The organism is Streptomyces sp. NPDC043908, assembly GCF_056435525.1.
Genome location: NZ_JBWKEI010000002.1, coordinates 488,345 through 509,732, shown reverse-complemented (window position 1 = coordinate 509,732; position 21,388 = coordinate 488,345). Strand labels below are relative to the sequence as shown.

Annotated in this window: 17 protein-coding genes; 9 read left to right on the top strand and 8 right to left on the bottom strand. The window is 72.9% G+C overall.

What is annotated here, in order from left to right:
• The first annotated feature begins 168 nt into the window (after positions 1 to 168).
• The 6 genes from AC069K_RS06540 (at position 169) to AC069K_RS06515 (ending at position 9,975) form a co-directional block, all read left to right on the top strand.
• Complete coding sequence (locus AC069K_RS06540) at positions 169 to 1,461, top strand: ABC transporter substrate-binding protein (RefSeq protein ID WP_478612710.1); 1,293 nt, start codon at positions 169 to 171, stop codon at positions 1,459 to 1,461.
• An 8-nt stretch (positions 1,462 to 1,469) separates the two neighbouring features.
• The gene (locus tag AC069K_RS06535) at positions 1,470 to 2,438 is read left to right on the top strand and encodes a carbohydrate ABC transporter permease (RefSeq protein ID WP_478612707.1); all 969 of its coding nucleotides are present in this window, start codon (positions 1,470 to 1,472) and stop codon (positions 2,436 to 2,438) included.
• Positions 2,435 to 3,346 (top strand): carbohydrate ABC transporter permease, encoded by a 912-nt coding sequence (locus AC069K_RS06530; protein ID WP_478612704.1) that lies wholly within the window; start codon positions 2,435 to 2,437, stop codon positions 3,344 to 3,346. Before AC069K_RS06535 ends, AC069K_RS06530 begins: the two co-directional genes overlap by 4 nt.
• Positions 3,347 to 3,397: 51 nt before the next feature.
• Positions 3,398 to 4,669, top strand: coding sequence for a glycoside hydrolase 5 family protein (locus tag AC069K_RS06525; protein WP_478612701.1), 1,272 nt, complete (start codon positions 3,398 to 3,400; stop codon positions 4,667 to 4,669).
• A gap of 119 nt (positions 4,670 to 4,788) precedes the next feature.
• Positions 4,789 to 6,867, top strand: coding sequence for an endo-beta-N-acetylglucosaminidase (locus AC069K_RS06520; RefSeq protein WP_478612698.1), 2,079 nt, complete (start codon positions 4,789 to 4,791; stop codon positions 6,865 to 6,867).
• A 60-nt stretch (positions 6,868 to 6,927) separates the two neighbouring features.
• Complete coding sequence (locus tag AC069K_RS06515) at positions 6,928 to 9,975, top strand: alpha-mannosidase (RefSeq protein ID WP_478612695.1); 3,048 nt, start codon at positions 6,928 to 6,930, stop codon at positions 9,973 to 9,975.
• Here the strand turns inward: AC069K_RS06515 and AC069K_RS06510 are convergent.
• The 5 genes from AC069K_RS06510 to AC069K_RS06490 form a co-directional block, all read right to left on the bottom strand.
• Positions 9,938 to 10,375: an STAS domain-containing protein gene (locus AC069K_RS06510; protein WP_478612692.1), complete on the bottom strand. Its 438-nt coding sequence runs from the start codon at positions 10,373 to 10,375 to the stop codon at positions 9,938 to 9,940. The genes AC069K_RS06515 and AC069K_RS06510 overlap by 38 nt on opposite strands.
• A 117-nt stretch (positions 10,376 to 10,492) precedes the next feature.
• Positions 10,493 to 11,218 carry a GNAT family N-acetyltransferase gene (locus tag AC069K_RS06505; RefSeq protein ID WP_478612689.1) on the bottom strand — a complete coding sequence of 242 codons (726 nt, stop codon included), beginning with the start codon at positions 11,216 to 11,218 and terminating at the stop codon, positions 10,493 to 10,495.
• A complete protein-coding gene (locus AC069K_RS06500; protein ID WP_478612687.1) occupies positions 11,215 to 11,415 on the bottom strand; it encodes a hypothetical protein in 201 nt (66 codons plus the stop codon). Before AC069K_RS06500 ends, AC069K_RS06505 begins: the two co-directional genes overlap by 4 nt.
• Positions 11,416 to 11,519: 104 nt before the next feature.
• Positions 11,520 to 11,996, bottom strand: a complete 477-nt coding sequence (locus tag AC069K_RS06495; RefSeq protein ID WP_478612684.1) for a hypothetical protein — start codon at positions 11,994 to 11,996, stop codon at positions 11,520 to 11,522.
• A 186-nt stretch (positions 11,997 to 12,182) separates the two neighbouring features.
• Positions 12,183 to 12,983, bottom strand: a complete 801-nt coding sequence (locus tag AC069K_RS06490; protein ID WP_365101324.1) for a uracil-DNA glycosylase — start codon at positions 12,981 to 12,983, stop codon at positions 12,183 to 12,185.
• A 298-nt stretch (positions 12,984 to 13,281) separates the two neighbouring features.
• Here AC069K_RS06490 and AC069K_RS06485 point away from each other — a divergent pair, with 298 nt between their 5' ends.
• Positions 13,282 to 13,809 (top strand): response regulator, encoded by a 528-nt coding sequence (locus tag AC069K_RS06485; protein WP_365101322.1) that lies wholly within the window; start codon positions 13,282 to 13,284, stop codon positions 13,807 to 13,809.
• Positions 13,810 to 13,933: 124 nt separating this feature from the next.
• Here AC069K_RS06485 and AC069K_RS06480 read toward each other — a convergent pair whose 3' ends face one another.
• Together AC069K_RS06480 and AC069K_RS06475 are read right to left on the bottom strand one after the other, a co-directional pair.
• On the bottom strand, positions 13,934 to 15,250 hold the full coding sequence (locus AC069K_RS06480) for a SufS family cysteine desulfurase (protein WP_478612679.1): 1,317 nt from the start codon (positions 15,248 to 15,250) through the stop codon (positions 13,934 to 13,936).
• Complete coding sequence (locus AC069K_RS06475; RefSeq protein WP_478613309.1) at positions 15,237 to 16,550, bottom strand: family 2B encapsulin nanocompartment shell protein; 1,314 nt, start codon at positions 16,548 to 16,550, stop codon at positions 15,237 to 15,239. The genes AC069K_RS06480 and AC069K_RS06475 overlap by 14 nt, the downstream gene beginning before the upstream one ends.
• A 424-nt stretch (positions 16,551 to 16,974) precedes the next feature.
• On the opposite strand from AC069K_RS06475, the gene AC069K_RS06470 reads away from it, so the two are divergent.
• Positions 16,975 to 17,610, top strand: a complete 636-nt coding sequence (locus AC069K_RS06470) for an LAETG motif-containing sortase-dependent surface protein (RefSeq protein WP_365101318.1) — start codon at positions 16,975 to 16,977, stop codon at positions 17,608 to 17,610.
• A gap of 92 nt (positions 17,611 to 17,702) precedes the next feature.
• Here the strand turns inward: AC069K_RS06470 and AC069K_RS06465 are convergent, their stop codons facing one another.
• Positions 17,703 to 19,880 (bottom strand): discoidin domain-containing protein, encoded by a 2,178-nt coding sequence (locus AC069K_RS06465; RefSeq protein WP_478612675.1) that lies wholly within the window; start codon positions 19,878 to 19,880, stop codon positions 17,703 to 17,705.
• A 418-nt stretch (positions 19,881 to 20,298) separates the two neighbouring features.
• On the opposite strand from AC069K_RS06465, the gene AC069K_RS06460 reads away from it, so the two are divergent.
• Entirely contained in the window at positions 20,299 to 21,363 is a 1,065-nt protein-coding gene (locus tag AC069K_RS06460; RefSeq protein ID WP_478612672.1) for a LacI family DNA-binding transcriptional regulator, read from the top strand.
• Positions 21,364 to 21,388 lie beyond the last annotated feature (25 nt).

Genomic DNA, 21,388 nt, shown 5'->3' with positions numbered 1-21,388 from the left:
CCTACGTCATCCAACTGGAGCCGCCTATTGACTTTTTGAAGAATCGCACCGCACAGTCTGCCGATGTGAGCGCCCGGCACCGCGTCCTTGCCGGGGCGGCCTCCGGGCCCCCCGAGCGGCCGGGTTCCGCCGTCCGCACGTCTGGTCCGAGCAAAGGAGCCGTACACCGTGCGCATCTCCCGCAGGGCACTCGCCGCTGCCGCCGTCCTCGCCACCGTCCTGCCGCTGAGCGCCTGCTCCGGCGACTCCGACTCGGGCTCGGGCTCCTCCGACGCCTCCGGCAAGGTCGAAGGGAAGATCACCTTCCAGACCTGGAACCTCCAGGCCAACTTCAAGGACTACTTCAACGGTGTGATCGCGGACTTCCGGAAGAAGTACCCCGGCACCGAGGTGAAGTGGGTCGACCGCCCCGCCGAGGGCTACGCCGACAAGATCAGCGCCGACGCGGCCGGCGGCACCCTCCCCGACGTCGTCAACGTCTCGCCGGACCTGGTCGCCCCGCTCGCCAAGGCGGGCCTCGCGCTGGACCTCGACAAGGCGGCCGCCGACTACCGCGCGGAGTACCTGCCCGGCGCCTGGGAGAGCCACCGGATACCGGGCACGCCGGGCACGTACGCCTTCCCCTGGTACCTCAACACCGGCCCGCTGTTCTACAACAAGCGGCTGTTCACCGACGCCGGCCTCGACCCGCTCAAGCCCCCGAAGACGTACGACGAGCTCTTCGCGGCCGGGCTGCGGATGGCGAAGCAGAGCAACGGGAAGATCGCCACCTTCGGGAACATCCCCACCATCGAGGACTTCGGCCGCTACGGCGTCGAGCAGATGAACAAGAACGGCGACGGCTTCGCCTTCAACGACGCCAAGGGGGTCGAACTGCTCACTAAGTACAAGGAGTTGTACGACGCCAAGGCGCTCGACCCGCAGGCGCTGACCGCCACCCCCGAGTCCACCGGCCACAAGTTCCTCACCGAGTCGGTGGCCATGAACCCGGGCAGCGCCCTCGACCTCGCCACCTTCAAGAAGCAGGCCCCGACGCTCTACCGGAACATCGGGATCACCGACCAGATCAGCAGCACCGGCAAGGCGAACATGTACGTCATGGGCGTCATGGTCAACTCCAGGAGCAAGCAGAAGCCCGCGGCCGTCGCCTTCGCGCACTTCGTCACCGACGCCACCCGCCAGATGGAGTTCGCCAAGAAGGTCGCCATCTTCCCCAGCACCGCGGGCTCCCTCGACGACCCGTACTTCACCAAGGAGGACGGCACCGACGAGACCCGGGTGCGGGTCGCCGCCGCCAAGTCCCTGAAGACGGCCGTCAACTACACGCCGGTGCTCTTCAGCGAGCAGATGAAGGTCGCGCTGCGCAACGAGGTGGCCAAGGCGCTCCAGGGCAAGGAGAGTCCCAAGGAAGCGCTTGACAACGCTGTCAAGGCCTGCGACCAGCTGCTGAAGCAGAGCTGAGCCGTCCGATGGACGCCCCCGCCACCTCCCCGGCACACCCGCCCGGCACCCTCGCCGCCCCGGCGGCCCCGAGCCGCCGCTGCGGGCCGCCGCGGGCCGGCCGCCGCATCCGGCGCCAGCTGCCCACCAGCCCCTGGCTGTTCGCCGCGCCCGGACTGCTCGTCGTCGGCGTGTTCAGCCTCTACCCGTTCCTCAGCACCGTCCTGAACTCCTTCACCGACCGCCGCACCCTGGTGCCCGGCCACTACGTCGGCCTCGCCAACTTCCGTGAACTGTGGCACGACGACATGTTCTGGACCGGGCTGCGCAACAGCACCCTGTACGTCCTCGGCGTCGTCCCCGCCCTCGTCGTCCTGCCGCTGCTCCTGGCGATGCTCGTCCAGCGGCACATCCCCGGCATCGCCTTCTTCCGGGCGGCGTTCTACACCCCGGTGGTCGCCTCCATCGTCGTGGTCGGCCTCATCTGGGTGTGGATGCTCGACGACCGGGGGCTGGTCAACTCGGTGCTGGAGGCGGTGGGCGCGGGCAAGGTCGGCTTCCTCAGCGACCAGTGGCTGCTGCTGGGCAGCGCGATGGCCGTCACGGTCTGGAAGGGCCTCGGCTACTACATGATCATTTACTTGGCGGCGCTGGCCGACGTGCCGCGCGAACTCCACGAGGCCGCGGCGGTCGACGGGGCCGGCGCGGTGCGCCGCTTCCTCACCGTCACCGTGCCCGCCCTGCGCTCCACCATGGTCCTGGTCGCCGCGCTCTCCTCGGTCTCCGCCTTCAAGGTCTTCTCCGAGGTCTACCTCATGGCGGGCCCGGGCGGCGGCCCCGCGGGCGAGGACACCACGCTGGTCATGCTCGTCCAGCGCGTCGGCACCGGCCTGACCGGACGCGTCGGCTACGCCTCGGCCATCTCCGTCGTGGTCTTCGCCGTCACCGTCGCCCTGATGCTGCTCGTCCTGCGGGCGGACCGGAAGGAGGACGCGTGAGCACCGAGACCCCGGCCGAGCCCCGGACACGGACGGCGCCCGCCGCGCGCCGCGCGCGCGGGATCACCGACGCGGAGGGGCGGCGCGTCCCCCTCTGGCAGCTCCTGCTGCGCTACACCCTGCTCCTGGCGGTGCTGGCGCTCACCATCGGCCCGTTCCTGTGGCAGCTCTCCACCTCGCTCAAGGGCCCGCACGAGGACATCTTCAGCTCCCCGCCCACGTTCCTGCCCGCGGAGCCGACCCTCGGCAACTACACGCGCGTGGCCGACACCATCCCCGTCTGGGACTACGCCCTGAACTCGCTGAAGGTCGCCGCCGCCAACGTCGTCACCAACTGCGTCGGCGCCTCGCTCGCCGGGTACGCGCTGGCCCGGATGCGCTTCCGGGGCCGCCGCGCCGCCACCCTCGCGTTCATCCTCGCCATGCTGGTCCCCGTCGAGGGCATCATCATCGCCCAGTTCACCACCATGCGGGACCTCGGCCTCAACAACACCCTCGTCGCGGTCCTGCTGCCCGGCTCCATCGGCGCGATGAACGTCCTGCTGATGCGCAACGCCTTCCTCAACCTCCCGTACGAGATCGAGGAGGCGGCGTACGTCGACGGGGCCAGCGCCTGGCAGCGCTATCTGCGGATCGCCCTGCCGGCCGTCAAGGGCACCCTCGCCGTGGTCGCCGTCTTCGCCTTCATGGGCGCCTGGGACGACTTCCTGTGGCCGCTGATCGTCCTCAGCGACCCGGACCGCTTCACCCTCACCATCGGTCTGAACTATCTGCACGGCACCTTCGCCAACGACGAACGGCTCGTCGCGGCGGGCACGGTCATCGCCGTCGCCCCGCTCATCGTGCTCTTCGCCTGTCTGCAGCGCTACTTCTTCCGCGGCGTCGGCGAAGGAGCCGTCAAGGGCTGAGCCCCGGCCCCCGGTCCCTCCACCCGCGGTACGCCCACAGAACGGACCCGCATGCCCTCAGCACAGGCCCGTACGCCCGCCGCCGTGCGCTTCGGCGCCAACTACACGCCCGGCCAGGGGTGGTTCCACCACTGGCTCGACTTCGACCTCGACGCCGTCCGCGCCGACCTCGACGCGATCGCGGCGCTCGGCCTCGACCACATCCGGGTCTTCCCGGTGTGGCCCTACTTCCAGCCCAACCGCACCCTGATACGGCCGCGCGCGGTCGAGCAGCTGGTCCAGCTCGCCGACGCGGCGGGCGAACGCGGCCTCGACGTCAACGTCGACGGCCTCCAGGGCCATCTGTCGAGCTTCGACTTCCTGCCCGCCTGGACGCGGACCTGGCACCGGCGCAACCTCTTCACCGACCCCGACGTGCTCGACGGGCAGGCGGCGCTGCTGCGGACCCTCGCCGGGGCGCTCGCGGACCGGCCCAACTTCATCGGGATGACGGTCGGCAACGAGATCAACCAGTTCGCGGCCCGGCCGCACCCCGACCCCGACCGCGTCACCCCCGCGCAGGCCGGGGCGTGGCTGGGGCGGATGCTCGCCGCGTGCGAGGAGGGCGCCCCCGGCAGGCCCCATGTGCACGCCGAGTACGACGCGTCCTGGTACCAGGACGACCAGCCCTTCACGCCCGCGCACGCCGCCCGGCTCGGCGCCATGACCACCGTGCACTCCTGGGTGTTCAACGGCACGGCCCAGGCGCACGGGCGCACCGGCACCGCCACCGAGCACCACGCCGCGTACCTGATCGAGCTGTCGAAGGCCTGGGCCGACGACCCGCGCCGGCCGGTGTGGCTCCAGGAGGTCGGGGCGCCCGCCCCGCTGATCCCCGCCGCGCACGCGGCCGCGTTCACCGAGGCGACCGTGGAGAACGCGCTGGACTGCGCGGACCTGTGGGGGATCACCTGGTGGTGCTCCCACGACGTGGACCGGTCGCTGGCGGACTTCCCCGAACTGGAGTACAGCCTGGGCCTGTTGACCAGTGACGGGCGCGTCAAACCGGCGGGCTCCATGGTGGCCCTGCTCGCCCAGGAGCGGCGGGGCCGGGTACACGCGCCCGCGCCCCGGACCACGGCACTCGTCGTGGACGTGGGGGACGAGCTCCTGGCACCGCGCCGTTCCGTGTGCGCGCCCCGGGGGCCGGTCTTCGAGGCGTACGCCCGGCTCGTCGCGGACGGGGTGCGGCCGGCCGCCGTGCTGGCCGGGCGCGCGGAGGACGAGGAGCACCTGGCGCTGCGGGGGATCAAGGAGGTGGTGCGGCCTGCCGCGGTGCGCTAGGGCGGTGTGCGCGGTCGTCCGGCAGCGGGCCGGTTGGGGGGATGGTCGCGGAATTCCCTGCGCCCCCTCGACCGGCCTGGCCCCTCCCCTTTTCCCTCGACCTGGAATGGAGATCACCCATGCGTCAGCTTCCCACCCGTCGCTCCGTCGTCCTCACCGGCGCCGGAACCGCCGCCGCCCTCGCCCTCCCGTCCGTCGCCGCCCGCGCCGCGCAGGGCGCGGGCCGCGACCTCCAGCCCCACGCCTCCTACTGGTACCCCGACTCCCTGCCCTCCGGTACGCCCGGGCCCGGGATCACCTGGCGGAGCCTGAAGGACTGGCGGGCCGAGGACGACGAGGACCTCGCCTTCAACACCGCCTCCGTGCCGCTCGCCGCGCGGTTCACCCCGGTGCCGGTGAACCGGACCGCCCGCGGCGGGCAGGCCCGTATCCAGGCGCTCGTCTCCTTCGACCACACCGCGGGCAACCCCTCCCAGGGCGCGCCCACCGCCGACTACTACACGCCGACCCACTGGGCCTACCTCGACGAGCTGGTCTTCTGGGGCGGCTCGGCGGGGGAGGGGCTGATCCTGGCGCCCAACGCGCCGATCGTGGACGCGGCCCACCGCAACGGCGTGCCCGTGCTCGGCACCGTCTTCCTGCCGCCGACCGCCTGGGGCGGCGATCTGAGGTGGACCCGCGATCTGGTGCGCCGCGACGCGCTGGGCCGCTTCCCGCTGGCCGCGAAGCTGGTGGAGGTCGCCACCGCGTACGGCTTCGACGGCTGGTTCGTCAACGCCGAGACCGACGGCGGCGACCCGGCACTCGGTGCCGCGATGCTCGCCTTCGTCGGCGACCTGAAGCGGCGTAGCGAGGCCGCGGGGCTGCGGATCACCTGGTACGACGCGATGACCGTCGACGGCTCGGTGGGCTGGCAGGGCGCGCTCGACGGCCGCAACCAGGGCTTCTTCCGCAACGCCGACGCGATGTTCGTGGACTTCCGCTGGTCACCGCGGAGCCTCGCGGACTCGGCCGAGCTGGCGCGGCGCCTCGGCCGCGACCGCTACGAACTGTGGGCGGGCGTCGACGTCGAGGCCCGCGGCTGGAACACCCCGGTGGACTGGGACGCCATCGTCCCCCGGGACCGGGCCCATGTCACCTCCTACGGCCTCTACCGGCCCGAGTGGACCCGCCACCACCTGCCCCCGGACCGCACGCCCGGGCAGTTCCACGCGGCCGACGACCGCTTCTGGACCGGCCGTTCGCTCGACCCCTCCCAGCCCGACACGGACGGCTGGCGCGCCCCGGCGACGGTCGTAGCGGACCGCTCGACGGTCGACCGGCTGCCGTTCGCGACCTCCTTCAACACCGGGCACGGGCTGCGCTGGTACGAGGACGGCGAGGTGGTCTCGGCCGCCGAGTGGAACCACCTGGGCCTCCAGGACCGGCTGCCGGGCCGCCGCTGGGTGGTCCGCTCGGCCGGACGCCGGCCGGCCGTCGCGCTCGACTTCGACGACGCCTGGCGGGGCGGCTCCAGCCTGCTGGTCGACGGCGACTTCGACGCCCCCGCCACCGTCGGACTCCACGCGACCCGGCTGCCGCTCTCCCGCTCCACGGTCGTCGAGCTCACCCACCGGGCCGACGCCGGCACGGTGACCGTCGAGCTCGCGGTCGCCCTGCGCGAGCCCGCCGGACCGGGCGAGCCGGTCCCGTACACCTACATCCCGGCGGGGCGGCTGACGGCGGGCGGGGCCGGCTGGACCACCACGACCCTGCGCCTGGGCACCCCGCACCTGAACCCCCGGCACCCGCACGCCCCGGGACCGAACGGCCGCCCCGGCACCCTCCGTTCCCTCGGCGTCCGGCTCACCGCGCACGGCCGCGCCACCTGGCGCCTGGGCGCGCTGGCGGTACGCGACCGGGCCGCCCCGCCCGTGCCCGCCCCGGCCCGGCCGCGCGTCACCGGCTCGGCTACCGGCGCCGAAGGCACCTCGCTGCGCTTCATGTGGCGCCGCGCGCCGGGCGCGGTACGCCACTACGAGGTGCACCGGGTGCTCCCGGGGGGAAGCCGCCGCTTCCTCGGGGGAACGTGCGGGAATGCCTTCTTCGTTCCCGCACTGAAGCCGGAAGGAGGCGAGCGGTCGGCACGGTTCGAGATCCGCGCCGTCGACGAGCTCTACACCGCCTCCGCCCCGGCCACCACCGTCCACTCCTGGTGACGCCCGCACCACCCGCCTCGCCCGCGTCCCGCTCGACCCCGACCCACGGAGCAGACCCTCATGCATGACGACCGCAGCCTGATCGAGGCCCGCCTCAGGCGCGTCCTCGACGAGCGCATCCGCCCCGCCGTGTACCCCGAATCCGTCCCGCTGGAAGTGGCGGTGTGGCATGCGCCGGGAGAGCCCGTCCCGGTCGCCGAGGGGCTTGCCCGGGACCCCGAGCCAATCGCGGTCGGGGACGCCTGGGGCGCTCCCTGGGGCACCAGCTGGTTCCGGGTGACCGGGACCGTACCGGCCGCGTGGGCCGGGAAGACCGTCGAGGCGCTCCTCGACCTCGGCTTCGACGAGAACATGCCGGGCTTCCAGTGCGAGGGCCTGGTCTACCGCCCCGACGGCACCCCGGTGAAGGGCCTCAACCCCCGCAACCAGTGGGTGCGGATCGGCGCGCCCGTCGCGGGCGGCGAGGAGGTGCGGCTGCACGTCGAGGCCGCGTCCAACCCGGTCATCCTCGACTACCACCCCTTCGTACCGACCACCCTCGGCGCCAAGGAGACGGCGGGCACCGCACCGCAGTACCGGCTGGCCCGGATGGACCTCGCCGTCTTCGACGAGACCGTGTGGGAGCTGGTCCTCGACCTGGAGGTGCTGGGCGAGCTGATGCACGAGCTGCCCGTGGAGGGCGCCCGGCGCTGGGACATCCTGCGGGCCGTGGGGCGCGCGCTGGACGTCGTGGACCTCCAGGACGTGGGCGGCAGCGCCGCCGCCGCCCGCGCCGAGCTGGCGGACGTCCTCGCCGTGCCCGCCGGGCCGACCGCGCACCGCATCAGCGCCGTGGGGCACGCGCACATCGACTCGGCGTGGCTGTGGCCGCTGCGCGAGACGGTGCGCAAGGTGGCCAGGACGACGTCCAACATGACGGCGCTCCTGGAGGACGAGCCGGACTTCGTCTTCACCATGTCCCAGGCCCAGCAGTTCGCCTGGATCAAGGAGCACCGGCCGGAGGTCTACGCGCGCGTGAAGAAGGCCGTGTCCGACGGCCGGTTCGTGCCCGCGGGCGGCATGTGGGTGGAGTCGGACACCAACATGCCGGGATCGGAGGCGATGGCCCGTCAGTTCGTGCACGGCAAGCGGTTCTTCCTGGAGGAGTTCGGCGTCGAGAACGACGAGGCGTGGCTGCCGGACACCTTCGGCTTCGCCGCCGGGCTGCCGCAGATCATCAAGGCGGCGGGCGCCAAGTGGCTGCTCACCCAGAAGATCTCCTGGAGCCAAACGAATACGTTCCCCCACCACACCTTCCAGTGGGAGGGGATCGACGGCACCCGGATCTTCACCCACTTCCCGCCCGTCGACACCTACAACTGCTCGATGAAGGGCAGCGAGATCGCCCACGCCGCCCGGAACTTCAAGGACAAGGGCGCGGCCAGGCACTCGCTGGCCCCCACCGGCTGGGGCGACGGCGGCGGCGGCACCACCCGGGAGATGGTCGCCAAGGCAGCCCGGCTGCGGAGCCTGGAGGGCTCGGCGACCGTCGAGTGGGAGAGCCCGGCGGAGTTCTTCACCAAGGCGCAGGCGGAGTACCCGAACGCGCCGGTGTGGGTGGGCGAGCTCTATCTGGAGCTGCACCGCGCCACCCTGACCAGCCAGGCGAAGACCAAGCAGGGCAACCGGCGCAGCGAGCACCTGCTGCGCGAGGCCGAGCTGTGGGCCGCGACGGCGGCCGTGCGGTGCGGGTTCCCGTACCCGTACGAGCAGGTGGACCGCGTCTGGAAGACCGTCCTGCTGCACCAGTTCCACGACATCCTGCCCGGCTCCTCCATCGCCTGGGTGCACCGGGAGGCGGAGAAGACCTACGCGGCGGTCGCGGAGGAGCTGAACGGGATCATCGAGGGCGCGCAGCGGGCACTCGCCGGTGACGGCGCCCCGGGCACCGCCCTGGTCTTCAACTCCGCGCCGCACGCGCGTAACGGTGTCGCCGCGGGCGCCGCCGCGCCCGTCGCGCGCACCGGCGCCGCCCGCGTCGCCGCGCGCGAGGGCGGCGGCTTCGTCCTGGACAACGGGCTGCTGTCGGTGGAGATCGACGCCCGCGGGCTGGTGGTGTCCGCGTACGACATCGGCGCCGGGCGCGAGACGATCGCCCCCGGCAGTGCGGCCAACCTCCTCCAGATCCACCCCGACTTCCCGAACATGTGGGACGCGTGGGACGTGGACGCGTTCTACCGCAACACGGTGACGGATCTGACGGACCTCGACGAGCTGGCGGCGGTCGAGGACGCCGACGCGGCCACCGTCAAGGTCGTCCGCTCCTTCGGCGCCTCCCGGGTCACCCAGCTCCTCAGCCTCGCCCCCGGCGCCAAGCGCCTGGACATCGCCACCGAGGTCGACTGGCACGAGACCGAGAAGTTCCTCAAGGCCGCCTTCCCCCTGGACATCCACGCCGAGCGGTACGCCTCGGAGACCCAGTTCGGCCACGTCCACCGCCCGACCCACACCAACACCAGCTGGGAGGCGGCGAAGTTCGAGGCGTGCAACCACCGTTTCGTCCACCTGGAGGAGCCCGGCTGGGGCGTCGCCCTCGTCAACGACTCCACGTACGGGCACGACGTGACCCGGACCGTGCGCGACGCCGCCGAGGGCCCGGGCACGACCACCACGGTCCGGGTCTCGCTCCTGCGCGCCCCGCGCTTCCCCGACCCCGAGACCGACCAGGGCCCGCACCGCTTCCGGCACGCGCTGGTGCCGGGGGCCGGTATCGGCGACGCGGTGCGCGAGGGCTACCGCGTCAATCTGCCGGAGCGGCGGGTCGCGGGCGGCGCGGAGGTGGCGCCGCTGGTGTCGGTCGACGAGGACGCGGTGGTGGTGAGCGCCGTGAAGCTGGCGGACGACGGGAGCGGCGACGTGGTCGTACGGCTCTACGAGTCGTGGGGCGGCCGGGCGAGGGCCCGGCTCACCCCGGGCTTCGCGGCGGACGCGGTGGTGGCGACGGACCTGCTGGAGCGCCCGTGGGCCGAGGGGCCCCGGCCTGAACTGGCCGACGGGGCGGTGCGGCTGGAGCTGCGCCCGTTCGAGCTGGTCACTCTTCGGCTGAGCCGGAGCCGTCCGGAAGCCTGACGGATTCCAGGGCCTGCTCCAGCGTGGGAGCGGGCCCCAGGACGGGGGCGAGGGCGGTGATCCGCAGGATCCGCAGGGTCAGCGGATGGTCGCAGACCAGCGCCCAGGAGCCGCCCCGCTCGGTCACCCGGCGGTGGGCGCGGACCAGCAGGGCGAGGCCGGAGCAGTCCAGGAACCCGATGGGGCGCAGATCCACGGCCAGCGCGCCCACCCCGTCCCCGGTGAGGGTGTCCAGGCGCGGCCGCAGCGCCTGGACGGCGTGGATGTCGATCTCGCCGTGCAGTTCGGCGACGGTCACTCCGGCCTCGGTACGGACCCGGAGCAGCGGTCGCTCGTGGTGGTGGCGGGCGGCCGGCACCAGTTCTCGCGGGCTCTCGTCGACGTCTTCGGTGTGGCGCACTGTCCCTCCCCCCAAGGCAGCGGTGGGCGTGACGACCGGGGGCTGGGGCCGCCGGGGGGAACGTTAGACGCTAGCCGGAGCGCCGGAAGTGCAGAAACAATTCACACGACCGTTTCATCACTCGATCGAGTGAAGTGGGGTGGTCGCGCTTGCCAGTTGGCCGTTCGGGACCCGGGCCGACATGAACCGGGTGGTGCGGCGCAGCCGGAAGCCCAGGGCCTCGTAGAGGCGGATGGCGCCGGTGTTGCGCGCGCCGGTGTGCAGGAAGGGCCGCTCGCCCCGCTCCCTGACGGCCGCCGCGACCGCCAGGATCAGCCGGGTGCCCAGGCCCTGGCCGCGGAAGGCGTCATCGGTGCAGACCGCGCTGATCTCCGTCCAGCCGGGCGGACGCAGCCGCTCGCCCGCCATCGCCACCAGGGCGCCGTTCCTGCGCACGCCCAGATAGGTGCCCAGTTCGATGGTGCGCGGCAGGAACGGGCCCGGCCGGGTCCGCTCCACCAGGTCCATCATCTCGGGCACGTCTGCGGCGGTCAGCGTGACCGCTTCGGGGAACGGCCTCCCGGCCACCCCGTCGCCCACGAGCTGCACACCGTCGGCCTCGAACGTCAGCTCCCAGCCCCGGGGCGGCAGATGGCTCGTCCCGAGCAGCGGCACCTCGCCGTCCGGGCCGGCCAGCGCGGCGACATCGGCCCAGTCCTCGGGCCCGGGATCGTCCGGGAGCGCCAGCCACGGCGTCACCTCGGGCGGATACCGCAGCACCCGGCCCCGCCGCTCGGCGAAGTGGGCGTGCGGCCCGGTGAGGGAGGAACGGGCGGGGTTGTCGAGGGGATGCGGTGCGCTCACGCCGTCCCCCCGGCCACGGCCGCCTCGCGGGACGCGGTGCGGCGCGGTGCGCTGCCCGGCCCGCGGCCCACCGCGTACACGCCGGTCGCCCGGGCCCCGGCCAGTACCCGGCCGGGGCCCGGGCGCCGCCCGTCCCGCTCGATGAACGCCTCCGCCCCGAGGCCGCCGGGGCGGGTGGACGCGTACGCCTTGGACATCTGCTGACTCCTCGATCTCTCAGCAGCTCCAAGGCCGCTCCCGGTGTCGCTATTCCCGGGAGCCGCGCGCGGTTCCGCACCGTGCCGCGGGGGCGCCGGCACCGCTAGCAGGACGGCACGTCACCGCCGGCCCGCACGTAGGCCGCGCTGGCCCAGCCGTGGGCGTGGCTCAGCCAGTACCAGGTGGAGGTCCCCTCGACGGTCGAGCCGTGGGTCCTGCACTCGATGCGGTCCTTGCTGCCCGGACTGAGGGCGACGACGACCCCGGCCTTCAGGCTCGGGTTGTCGCGGACGTTGAGCTCGATGCGCGAGGTGACCGTGCCCCAGACGCGGCCGCCGTCGTGGTGGTCGCCGTGGTGGTCGTCACCGTGGTCGTCCCAGCGCCATCCGCCGCCGCGGTCCTCACGGATCCAGCCGCTGATGCGGGTGTCCCACGACCAGCCGTTGCCCCGGCCGCGGTCGTGGCCGTCGCCCGGGTCATGGGCCGGGGCCGCCGCCGCGGCGGCGGCGAAGCCGCCCATGGCGAGACCGCACGACAGCAGGGTCGCGGCGGCCGCTCGACGTATCCGTCCGGTGTGCATACCGCCTCCTTTCGTCGCTCCCGCCCCTCGTGACCAACCCTTCCATGACACACCCCGGTCGCCAGGGACGCGATAGGGGCAGGTGGGAGCTCTGAAAAGGCCGCCGCGACCCGCATTTTCCGGTCAACGTTCAACCTTTGCGGGTACGTACGAGACCGTACGGGCCCGTTGTCCGGCGCACCGTTCTCAAAGGCCCGACAGGCGCGCCGCCTCGCGGAACACGTCGACCAGCATGGGGAGGGTGAGCCGTCCGGTGGAGGTGTTGCGTTGGCTCGGGTGGTAGCAGCCGAGCAGCCGCAGCGGCGGCCGCCCCTCCTCGGCGGCCTCCAGCACCACCTGGACGCCGTGGCCGAACCGGGGCCGGGGGCGGGGCACTTGCCAGCCCGCCGCGTCCAGCACCGGCAGCAGCGCCTGCCAGCCGAACGCGCCGAGCACCACGACCGTACGCAGCCCCGGTCCCAGCAACTCCAGTTCGGCCGCCAGCCAGGGGCGGCAGTTGTCGCGCTCCTGGGGCGTCGGCTTGTTGTCCGGCGGCGCGCAGTGCACGGGCGCGGCCAGCCGTACACCGCGCAGTTCGAGGCCGTCCCCGGCGTGGGTGGCCTCGGCCCGGGAGGCCAGGCCCACCTCGTGCAGCGCGGCGAAGAGGTAGTCGCCGGAGGCGTCGCCCGTGAACATCCGGCCGGTCCGGTTGCCGCCGTGCGCGGCCGGGGCGAGCCCCACGACGGCGATCGCCGCGTCGGGCGGGCCGAAGCCGGGCACCGGCCGCCCCCAGTACTCCCACTCCCGGAACGCCGCCCGCCGGGTCGCGGCGACCTCCTCGCGCCAGGCGACCAGCCGGGGACAGGCCCGGCAGCGGATCACCTGGGCGTCCAGCGCGTCGAGACTGCGGCTGCGCGGTGCCCGGTACGCGGGGAACGCCGGATCGTCCGGTCCCACCGCCGCCGCCCTCGCCCCACCCGGCCCCGTCGTCCCGCGCGTCGTGTCCATGGCTCCACGCTAGGGGACCCGGCCACCGGCCGCCGATCCGCCGGGGCGGCGACGCGCGTCCGCCGGACGAAGGAGCCACAACCGGTCGACTTTTTCGCCCGCGGTGAACTCCCGTACGCGCGGGGGCACGGGCGTGGATTCCGTTTGCGCTGGCGGACGCCCGTAGACGTCCGCGGCCCCCGTCCCGGGGCCCCCGGGCCCGGGCGCAGATGCCGTTGGCAGGTACCGGGGGCCTCCTGCGCCCGGCCCCGGCGCGCACTACTGTGAAGGTCCGGCTGCAGGGGAGTGTGGTTGGGACGTGGACAGTTCGTGGAAGATCCTCGTGGTGGACGACCGTGAGGACAACCTCTTCGCCATGGAGAGTGTGCTGCGTCCCGTGGGTCGCCCGATAGTGTGCGCCCGCAGCGGGGACGAGGCACTGAAGACCGTGCTGCGCGGCGGCATAGCGGTGATCCTGCTCGATGTGCTGATGCCGCGGATGGACGGCCTCGAAGTCGTCGAGTACCTCAAACGCCTGGACCACACCCGGAGCCTGCCGGTCATCCTGGTCACCGGTATCGGCCGGGACGACGACCTCGCGGCCCGCGCCTACCACCTCGGGGTCGCGGACTTCCTGGTGAAGCCGGTGGAGCCGTGGGCGGTGCGCTCCAAGGTCCGTGTCCTGGCCGACCTGTACGTGGAGAACCAGCTGCTGCGGCGCCGCCTCGACACGCTGGGCGCACCGGCGCCACCGCTGCCGACCGTGCCGCCGCAGCACCGGCCGCCGTGGCGGGCGGTGCGGGTGCGGGGCGACGGCATCAAAGGCGTGACGGACGACAGGCGTTGACGTCGGCCGCCTGTCGCCTGCCGTCCGTCGCTCGTCGCTCGTCGCCCGTCGCCCGCCGTCGCGCGTCGGCCGGTAGGGCCGGGCAGCAGGCCGCCGCCCGACCGGGTCCCGTCTCCGAAAGGCGTCAGCCGGACGCCTGTTGGAGCCGGTGCAGCGACGCCACCAGCTGGTCCACCTCCTCCGGCGTGTTGTAGAGCGCCAGCGAGGCACGGGCCGCCGACTCCAGCCCGTAGTGGGCGAGCGCCGGCTGGGCACAGTGGTGGCCCGCGCGGATCGCGATGCCGTCACGGTCCAGCCACTCGGCGACGTCCGCCGGATCGTGGCCCGCCAGCGTGAACGTCAGCACCGCGATCCGCTCGGGCGCGGCGCCCACCAGTTCCAGACCGGGCACGGTGGCCATGGCCTGCCGGGCGTGGGCCATCAGCCCCTCCTCGTACGCCGTGACGGCGTCGCGGTCGAAGGAGCCGAGCCAGTCCAGCGCGGCCAGCAGCCCCGTCACCCCGCCGATGTTCCCGGTGCCCGCCTCCATGCGGTGCGGGACGGGGGCGAAGGTGGTGAGGCCGAAGTCCACCGAGTCGATCATGTTGCCGCCGCCCTGCCAGGGCCGCATGTCCGCCAGTACCTCCGGTTTGGCGTAGAGGGCGCCGATGCCGGTCGGGGCGAACAGCTTGTGACCGGAGAAGGCGTAGAAGTCCGCGTCCAGCTCCGTCACGTCGACCGGGAAGTGGGCCACCGCCTGGGCCCCGTCCACCAGCACTTTCGCGTCGTACCGATGGGCGAGCGCGGTCATCTCGCGCACCGGCGGGACGGTCCCCAGGACGTTGGAGGCGTGGCTGAGCGCGACCAGCCGGGTCCGCGAGGAGAGCAGGTCCTCGTACGCGAACCGGTCGATCTCCCCCTCGGGCGTCAGCGGGACCGGCACCACCCGGGCCCGTGTCTCCTTCGCGACCATCTGCCAGGGGACGATGTTGGAGTGGTGTTCCAGGACCGGTACGAGGATGTCGTCGCCGGGCCCGAGGTTGTCGCGGCCCCAGCTCTGCGCGACCAGGTTGACCGCCTCCGTGGTGCCGCGCACGAACACGATGCTCTCGGGGTCCGGCGCCCCCAGGAACCGGGCGACCGCCGCCCGCCCCGCCTCGTACGCCTCGGTGGCCTCGCGGGCCATGGTGTGGGCGCCGCGGTGGATGTTGGAGTTGGCGGCGCCGTAGTAGGCGGCGAGCGCCTCGATGACCTGGCGGGGCTTCTGCGTCGTCGCCCCGTTGTCCAGCCAGACCAGGGGGTGGCCGTTGACCGTGCGGTGCAGGATGGGGAAGTCCTGGCGGGCGGTCTCGGCGGCGTAGGCACCGCGCGGCCGGGGCGGGGTGGGCGGCTGCCGGGGCAGCGCGGACAGGCCCGGGTCCGGCGCGTCCGGCAGGTGCCGGGTGAGGTCAGGAATAGTCATGGTAGTTGGACACCTCGACGTTTCGGAGCACGGCTATGGCGTCCTCCACCAGCACGGCCGTGTTGAAGTAGGCGGTCATCAGATACGAGGTGATGCCCTTCTGGTCGGTGCCCATGTTCCGCATGCCCAGCCCCGGTTCGATCTCGTCCTGGACGTGGGAGGGGCGCAGCCCGACCACGCCCTGCTCCGCCTCGCCCATCCGCATCAGCAGGATCTCGGTCGTCCCGGAACCGGTCCCGCCGTGGAAGCGCACCTTGTCGGAGGGGAGCAGGGGCACCCCGCGCCAGGTGAGCAGCGGGCTGCCGAACCGGGTGTCGGTGACCGGCGGCACGCCCCGCCGGGTGCACTCACGGCCGAACGCGGCGATCGCCCGCGGGTGCGCCAGGAAGTACCCCGGCTGCTTCCACACTTTGGCGAGCAGCTCGTCGAGGTCGTCCGGAGTGGGCGAGCCGGTGCGGGACTGGACGCGCTGGCCCGCCGGGACGTTGTGGAAGAGCCCGAACTCCGGGTGGTTGAGCAGCGCCGCCTCCTGCCGCTCGCGCAGCGCCTGGACGGTGAGGTTGGACTGCGCCCGGGTCTGGTCGATGGGCCCGTTGTAGAGGTCCGCGACGCGGGTGTGGACGCGCAGCACGGTCTGCGCGAGCGTCATGTGGTACTCGCGCGGCGCGTCCTCGTAGTCGACGTACGTGCCCGGCAGATCGGGCTCGCCCACATGGCCCGAGGACAGGTCCACCGGCACCTCGGCCCCCGGCACGAGATGGTTCCCGGCGCGGTAGTCGTCCAGCGCGGACCGGACCCCCGCGTCCCGGTCGGTCAGGGCCGCGAGCGCGCCGCGCTCCGCGACCAGCGCCACGCCGGGGGTGAGTGCCTGCACGCGGTACGGCATCGGCTCCGACCGGGTCCAGCTGCCGAGGTCGAAGAACTGGCCGTCGCCGATGACCTCCAGCAGCGCCTCCTCCCCGTACCGGCCCGTCATCCGCTTCTCGGCGCGGCCGCGCACGATCACCCACAGCCGGTCGGCCGGGTCGCCGCTCCGCACCAGGACCTGACCGGCCTCGAAGGAGACCTCGGTGAACGCGCCGGCCAGTTCGGTCAGCAGTGCCTCGTCGGCGTCGCGTAAGTACGTCACCTCGCGCAGATCGCCGGGGACGACCCGGTGGGCGCCGTCGTCGTCCGCGCAGGTGGTGATCCGGTCGTCGCCCAGGACGAAGGCGCGGCGGCGGTTGACGCGGTAGACCCCGGACTCGACGTCCACCCAGGGCAGCGCGCGCAGCAGATAGCGCGGGGTGATGCCGCGCATCTGCGGCACGGTCTTGGTGGCGGTCGCGAGTTGCCGTGCCGCGTCGGTGCTGAGGGCCAAGGCGTCACGCGAGGGCGCGGGAAGCGCCCCGGCCGGAAACGGTTCACCTGGTCAACGGATGACGGAAAGGGAAGAACGGCTTCCCCCGGGGGGTTTCCTGGTGGCCTCGGCCGGGGTGGAAACGGAGGGTCTTTTCCGGATTCGTTGAAATATAGTCAACTCCCTCGGAAAAGGCGGGATATGACCCGATGGAGACGCTTTGAGCTTCTGAAAGCCCCCCTTATCCCGGCCGAATGCGACAGCGGCTCCGTCGGGAACCGGACAGGTGAGAGGAGTGATGAGGGGGACCGGTGCTCGGCCGTGGGACGGGAGCGGTACTGTGCGCGCACCGCCAATCGGGCGGTACGGAACAGTGGAGGATTCTGTGACCGTAAACAGAGGAACGGGGCGTCGTCGTGGAGCGCTGATAGGGGCAGCCGCCGCGGGGCTCCTCGGCGTCGGCCTGAGCGCGCTGCCCGCACAGGCGCACACTCCCGTCTGGAAGGTGACCTGCTCGGCCGTGACGGTCGATCTGACCAGCTACTCCCGCTCGGCCACCAACACGGTGACCATCAAGACCTCGGACGGCAAGGACCTGCTCCCGACCGAGGAGTTCAAGGGCGCGTTCCACAAGAACCTGAAGCTCCCCGCCCACGACAAGGAGCTCACCCTCCGGCTCATCGTGAAGGCGGGCGACGGCGACCAGTACTCGCGCGACGAGACCAAGACGTCTCCCGTCTGCGACACGGTGCCCCCGACCAAACCCACCCCGTCGGGCAAGCCGTCCAAGCCGTCGAAGCCGCTCCCGACCCCGTCGGCCGAGCCCAGCAAGCCGGGCAAGCCCGCACCGGCGCCGAGCACGTCCGCGCCGGCGGCTCCCGCGCCGCAGCCGAGCCCCAACCTCGCCGAGACCGGCTCGTCGAGCTCCACCCCGCTCGTCGCCGGCATGGGCGGCGCCGTGCTCGTCGCGGGCGGCGGGATCGTCTGGGCCGCGCGCCGCCGGCGCCCGGCCCGGCACTGACCCGCTCACCCCGTGCCGACTGCGCCGGTGACCCCCCGGGGCCACCGGCGCAGTCGCGCGTCACACCTCATACCCGTGCGGCATCAGCGGCATCAGGGATACGAGACCACCGTCGACGGCGTCGTCGAGGTGCCCGAGGTCGGCGCCCCGGTGCTGTTGACGACGTGCGCGTACTGCCCCTGCCCGCCGAGGGAGACCACCAGCAGGTCGTGCAGCCGCACGCCCGGCCGGTCCGGCACCTCGAAGCCGTGGTCCTGGACGATCGTCGGATCCACGTTGTAGTAGCAGTAGCTGCCCAGTCCCCAGCCCTCGTGGCTGGTGACGGAATCGGCCACCTTGTACGCGGCGAATCCGCGCACGCCGCCGTTCTGCACGGCGGCCTGGTTGGGCGCGTCGTACGACTTCTCGTTCTGGAAGAAGACCGTCCGGCCGCGCTCGCCGTTCCACCGCACGTCGTACTTGTTGAAGTGCTCGACGAAGAGGCCGGTGGCCAGCACGTCGTTGCCGTTGACCGTCAGGCCGTAGTCGGCCCGGTTGGTGTCCCAGCCGACGCCGGTGCCGTGGTCGGCGCGCCACAGCCAGGTGTGGTCCACGATGGTGTGGTTGCTGTTGATCTCCATGCTGGAGGTCGCCCGGCCCGCGCCGGCCCCGCCGATCCGCACGAACACGTCCTGCACGGTCGTCGGGTCGGCCGCGTGGTTCGCGCTCGCCCCGGGCGGCCCGACCTGGAGCAGGACCGGGGAGTTGACCGGACCCGCGTCGATGAGGAACCCGGCCAGCCGCACGCCGTCGACGTCGGCGACCCGCAGCGCGGTGACACCGTTGTCCGGCACGATCGTGGCGAGCCCCAGACCGAGGACCACCGTGTCGGGCCGGGTGACCTCGATGGGCCGGTCGACGTGGTAGATCCCGGGCGTGAAGAGCAGGTTGAGGCCCTGGGCGAGCGCCTGGTTGATCGTCGCCGCGCTCGCGCCGGGCTTCACCACGTAGAACCGGTCGAGCGGGAGCGAACTGCCCGGTGTGCTGCCCGACGCCCAGGAGACGTCCCGCGCGTCGGTGCGCTTCGCCGGGACGAACACCTTGTAGTCGTTGCCGTCGAGGTAGAGGAACGGCTTCTCGCGGGAGACCGGAGTGGTGTCGAGCGTGGTGTACGGCGGGTTGGGGAAGCTCTGCGCGGGCGCGCCCCGGACCCCGGAGAAGGTCATGTTCCACACCCCGTTGGTCCAGCCGCCCACCGAGCTGTCCCGGGTGTACCACTGCTGCTGGGAGTACGGCCCGACCGTGCCGTCGATCCTGCTGTCCGCGATGTAGCCGCCGCTGGCCCAGCCGTAGCCGTTGGGTGCCAGGTTGAGGCCGCCCTTGACGTGCATCCGCCGGAAGGGTGCCGCCTGGGCGACCGCCCAGCGGTCGGTGCCGCTGACGGGGTTGAGCGCCAGGTTCTCGGCGGAGCGCCAGAAGTTCTGGGTGGCGTTTCCGTTGAACCAGCCGGCGTCGACGGTCACGTCCCCGTTGATGGTCGTGTCGTCGGGGTTGCGCCCGAGACCCGCGATCGAGGTGTAGAAGCCGAGGTTGGCGTTGAGGCCGTTGTACGTTCCGGGCTTGAACAGAAGGGCGTAGCGGCCGGTGCCGAACTGCGCCGACTCCTGCTGACGGAACACCTGGTCGAGCTTCCCCTGGATGTCGGGCGTGGAGGGATCGAAGACCAGCACGTTGGGCCCGAGGTCCCCGCCGCCGGGCAGGGTGCCCCCGCCGGTGCCGAACACCTGGAACTCCCAGAGGGAGTACCCGTATCCGGTGGCGCGGGCCGTCCCGTACACCCGTACGTAGCGGGCGGTGCCGGAGACCGGCAGGGTCTCGGTGCCGCCGGTGCCGTTGGCCGTGGAGTACGCCGTGGTCCAGGTGGTGCCGTCGGTGGAGAGCTCGACGCGGTACGCCTTGGCGTACGCCGCCTCCCACTTCAGGACCACCGTGCCGAGCGTGGCCGGGGCGCCGAGGTCGACCTGGATCCACTGCGGATCGGAGAACGCGCTCGACCAGCGTGTTCCCGCGTCCCCGTCGACGGCCGCGGCGGCCGGCGTGGAGCCGTTCTCCTGGCTGGAGGCGGTAACCGGCCGGCCCTGGGAGAGCGGCGGCGGGTCGGCGTGGGCGGGGGGCGCGGGGACGAACAGGAGCAGCGCCGCCACCAGGGCGGCGGCCACGGCGGCGGCGAGCCGGCGGGGCGGCGCGAAGGGTCCGGGGGACACCGGCGAACCGGCGGGGGGAGCGTGCATCGAGCCTCGATCCAGGTCGTGGGGGTGAACAAGGGGATACGGGAGAGCGCTCTCCGGTTGCCCCCAGATGGTTCTCCGGCGACGCGGACACGTCAAGAGTTGTACGCAGAACGGTTGTTGGGAGCTTTCACGGGGTTGCCCGCGGGGTTGCCTGAGCGTTCAGGCACGGGGGTCGTCCGAGCGTTCACCCACGGGGTTGCCCCAAGTTCGCCTACGGGCCCTTCCGCGGGGTCACCCACGGGGGTCCGTCCGGGGGCCACCCATCGGTCCGCCACGGGCCGTCCACGGGATCGCCCATCGGTTCGTCCCGGGGTCGCCCCTCGGGTCGCCCCTCGGGTCGTCCCCAGGTCCGTTCGCCGTATCGTCCGTCGGGTTCTCCGCCCGTGCCCGTGGAGCGCTCTCCCCGTACAGTTCCGTCATGAGCGGAGATCTGCGGGAGTACACCGGGGCGCCCACCCTGGAGGACGTGGCGCGGGTCGCCGGGGTGTCGCGGGCGACGGTGTCCCGTGTCGTCAACGGCGTCCGCAACGTCGACCCCGGCATCCAGGAGGCCGTGCGCAGGGCGGTCGCCGCCACCGGGTACGCGCCCAACCGCGCCGCCCGCTCGCTCGTCACCCGGCGGGCCGGGACGATCGCCCTGGTGGTGTCGGGTGTGGACGGCGGGGCCGACGCGCACGACGGGCCGGACGCGTTCGCCGCCCGGGTCTTCGCCGACCCGTTCTTCGGCCGGGTGGTCGCCGGGGTCGTCGGCTTCCTGCGGCCGCGCTCCACGCACCCGGTGCTGATGTTCGCCGAGACGCCCGCCGACCGGGAGCAGATCGTGGGGTATCTGCGCCAGGGCAGCGCCGACGGCGCCCTGGTCGTGTCGGCGCACGGCGAGGACCCGCTGCCCGCGCTGATCGCCGCCGCGGGGCTGCCCGCCGTGCTCTTCGCCCGCCCGGCCCGGCCGGTGCCGCTCACCTACGTCGACCTCGACCACGTGGACGGGGGCCGGCTGGCCGCCGAGCATCTGCTGGCCCGGGGCTGCCGGCGGGTCGCCACGATCACGGGGCCGCTGGACGTGCCGGCGGGCCAGGACCGGCTGACCGGGTTCCGGGACGCGATGGCGCTGCGGGGCCAGCCGTACGTACCGATCGTCGAGGGGCTGTTCACCCAGCGCAGCGGCGAGGAGGCGATGGCGCGGCTGCTGGCCGAACACCCGGACCTGGACGGGGTGTTCGTGGGCAACGACGTGATGGCGCGGGGCGCCTGCCAGGTGCTGGGGGAGCACGGCAGGAGGATCCCGCACGACGTGGCCGTGGTCGGCTTCGACGACAGCGCGGCGGCGACCTCCGGGCGGCTCGGCCTCACCACCGTGCGCCAGCCGGTGGAGGACATGGCGGCGGAGATGGCCAGGCTGCTCCAGGAGCACATCGAGACCCCCGGGGGCCCGGTGACCTCCGTCGTCTTCGCACCGGAGCTGGTGGTGCGGGAGTCCGCCTGAGCGGCTGTGCGAAGCCGGTCTCCGA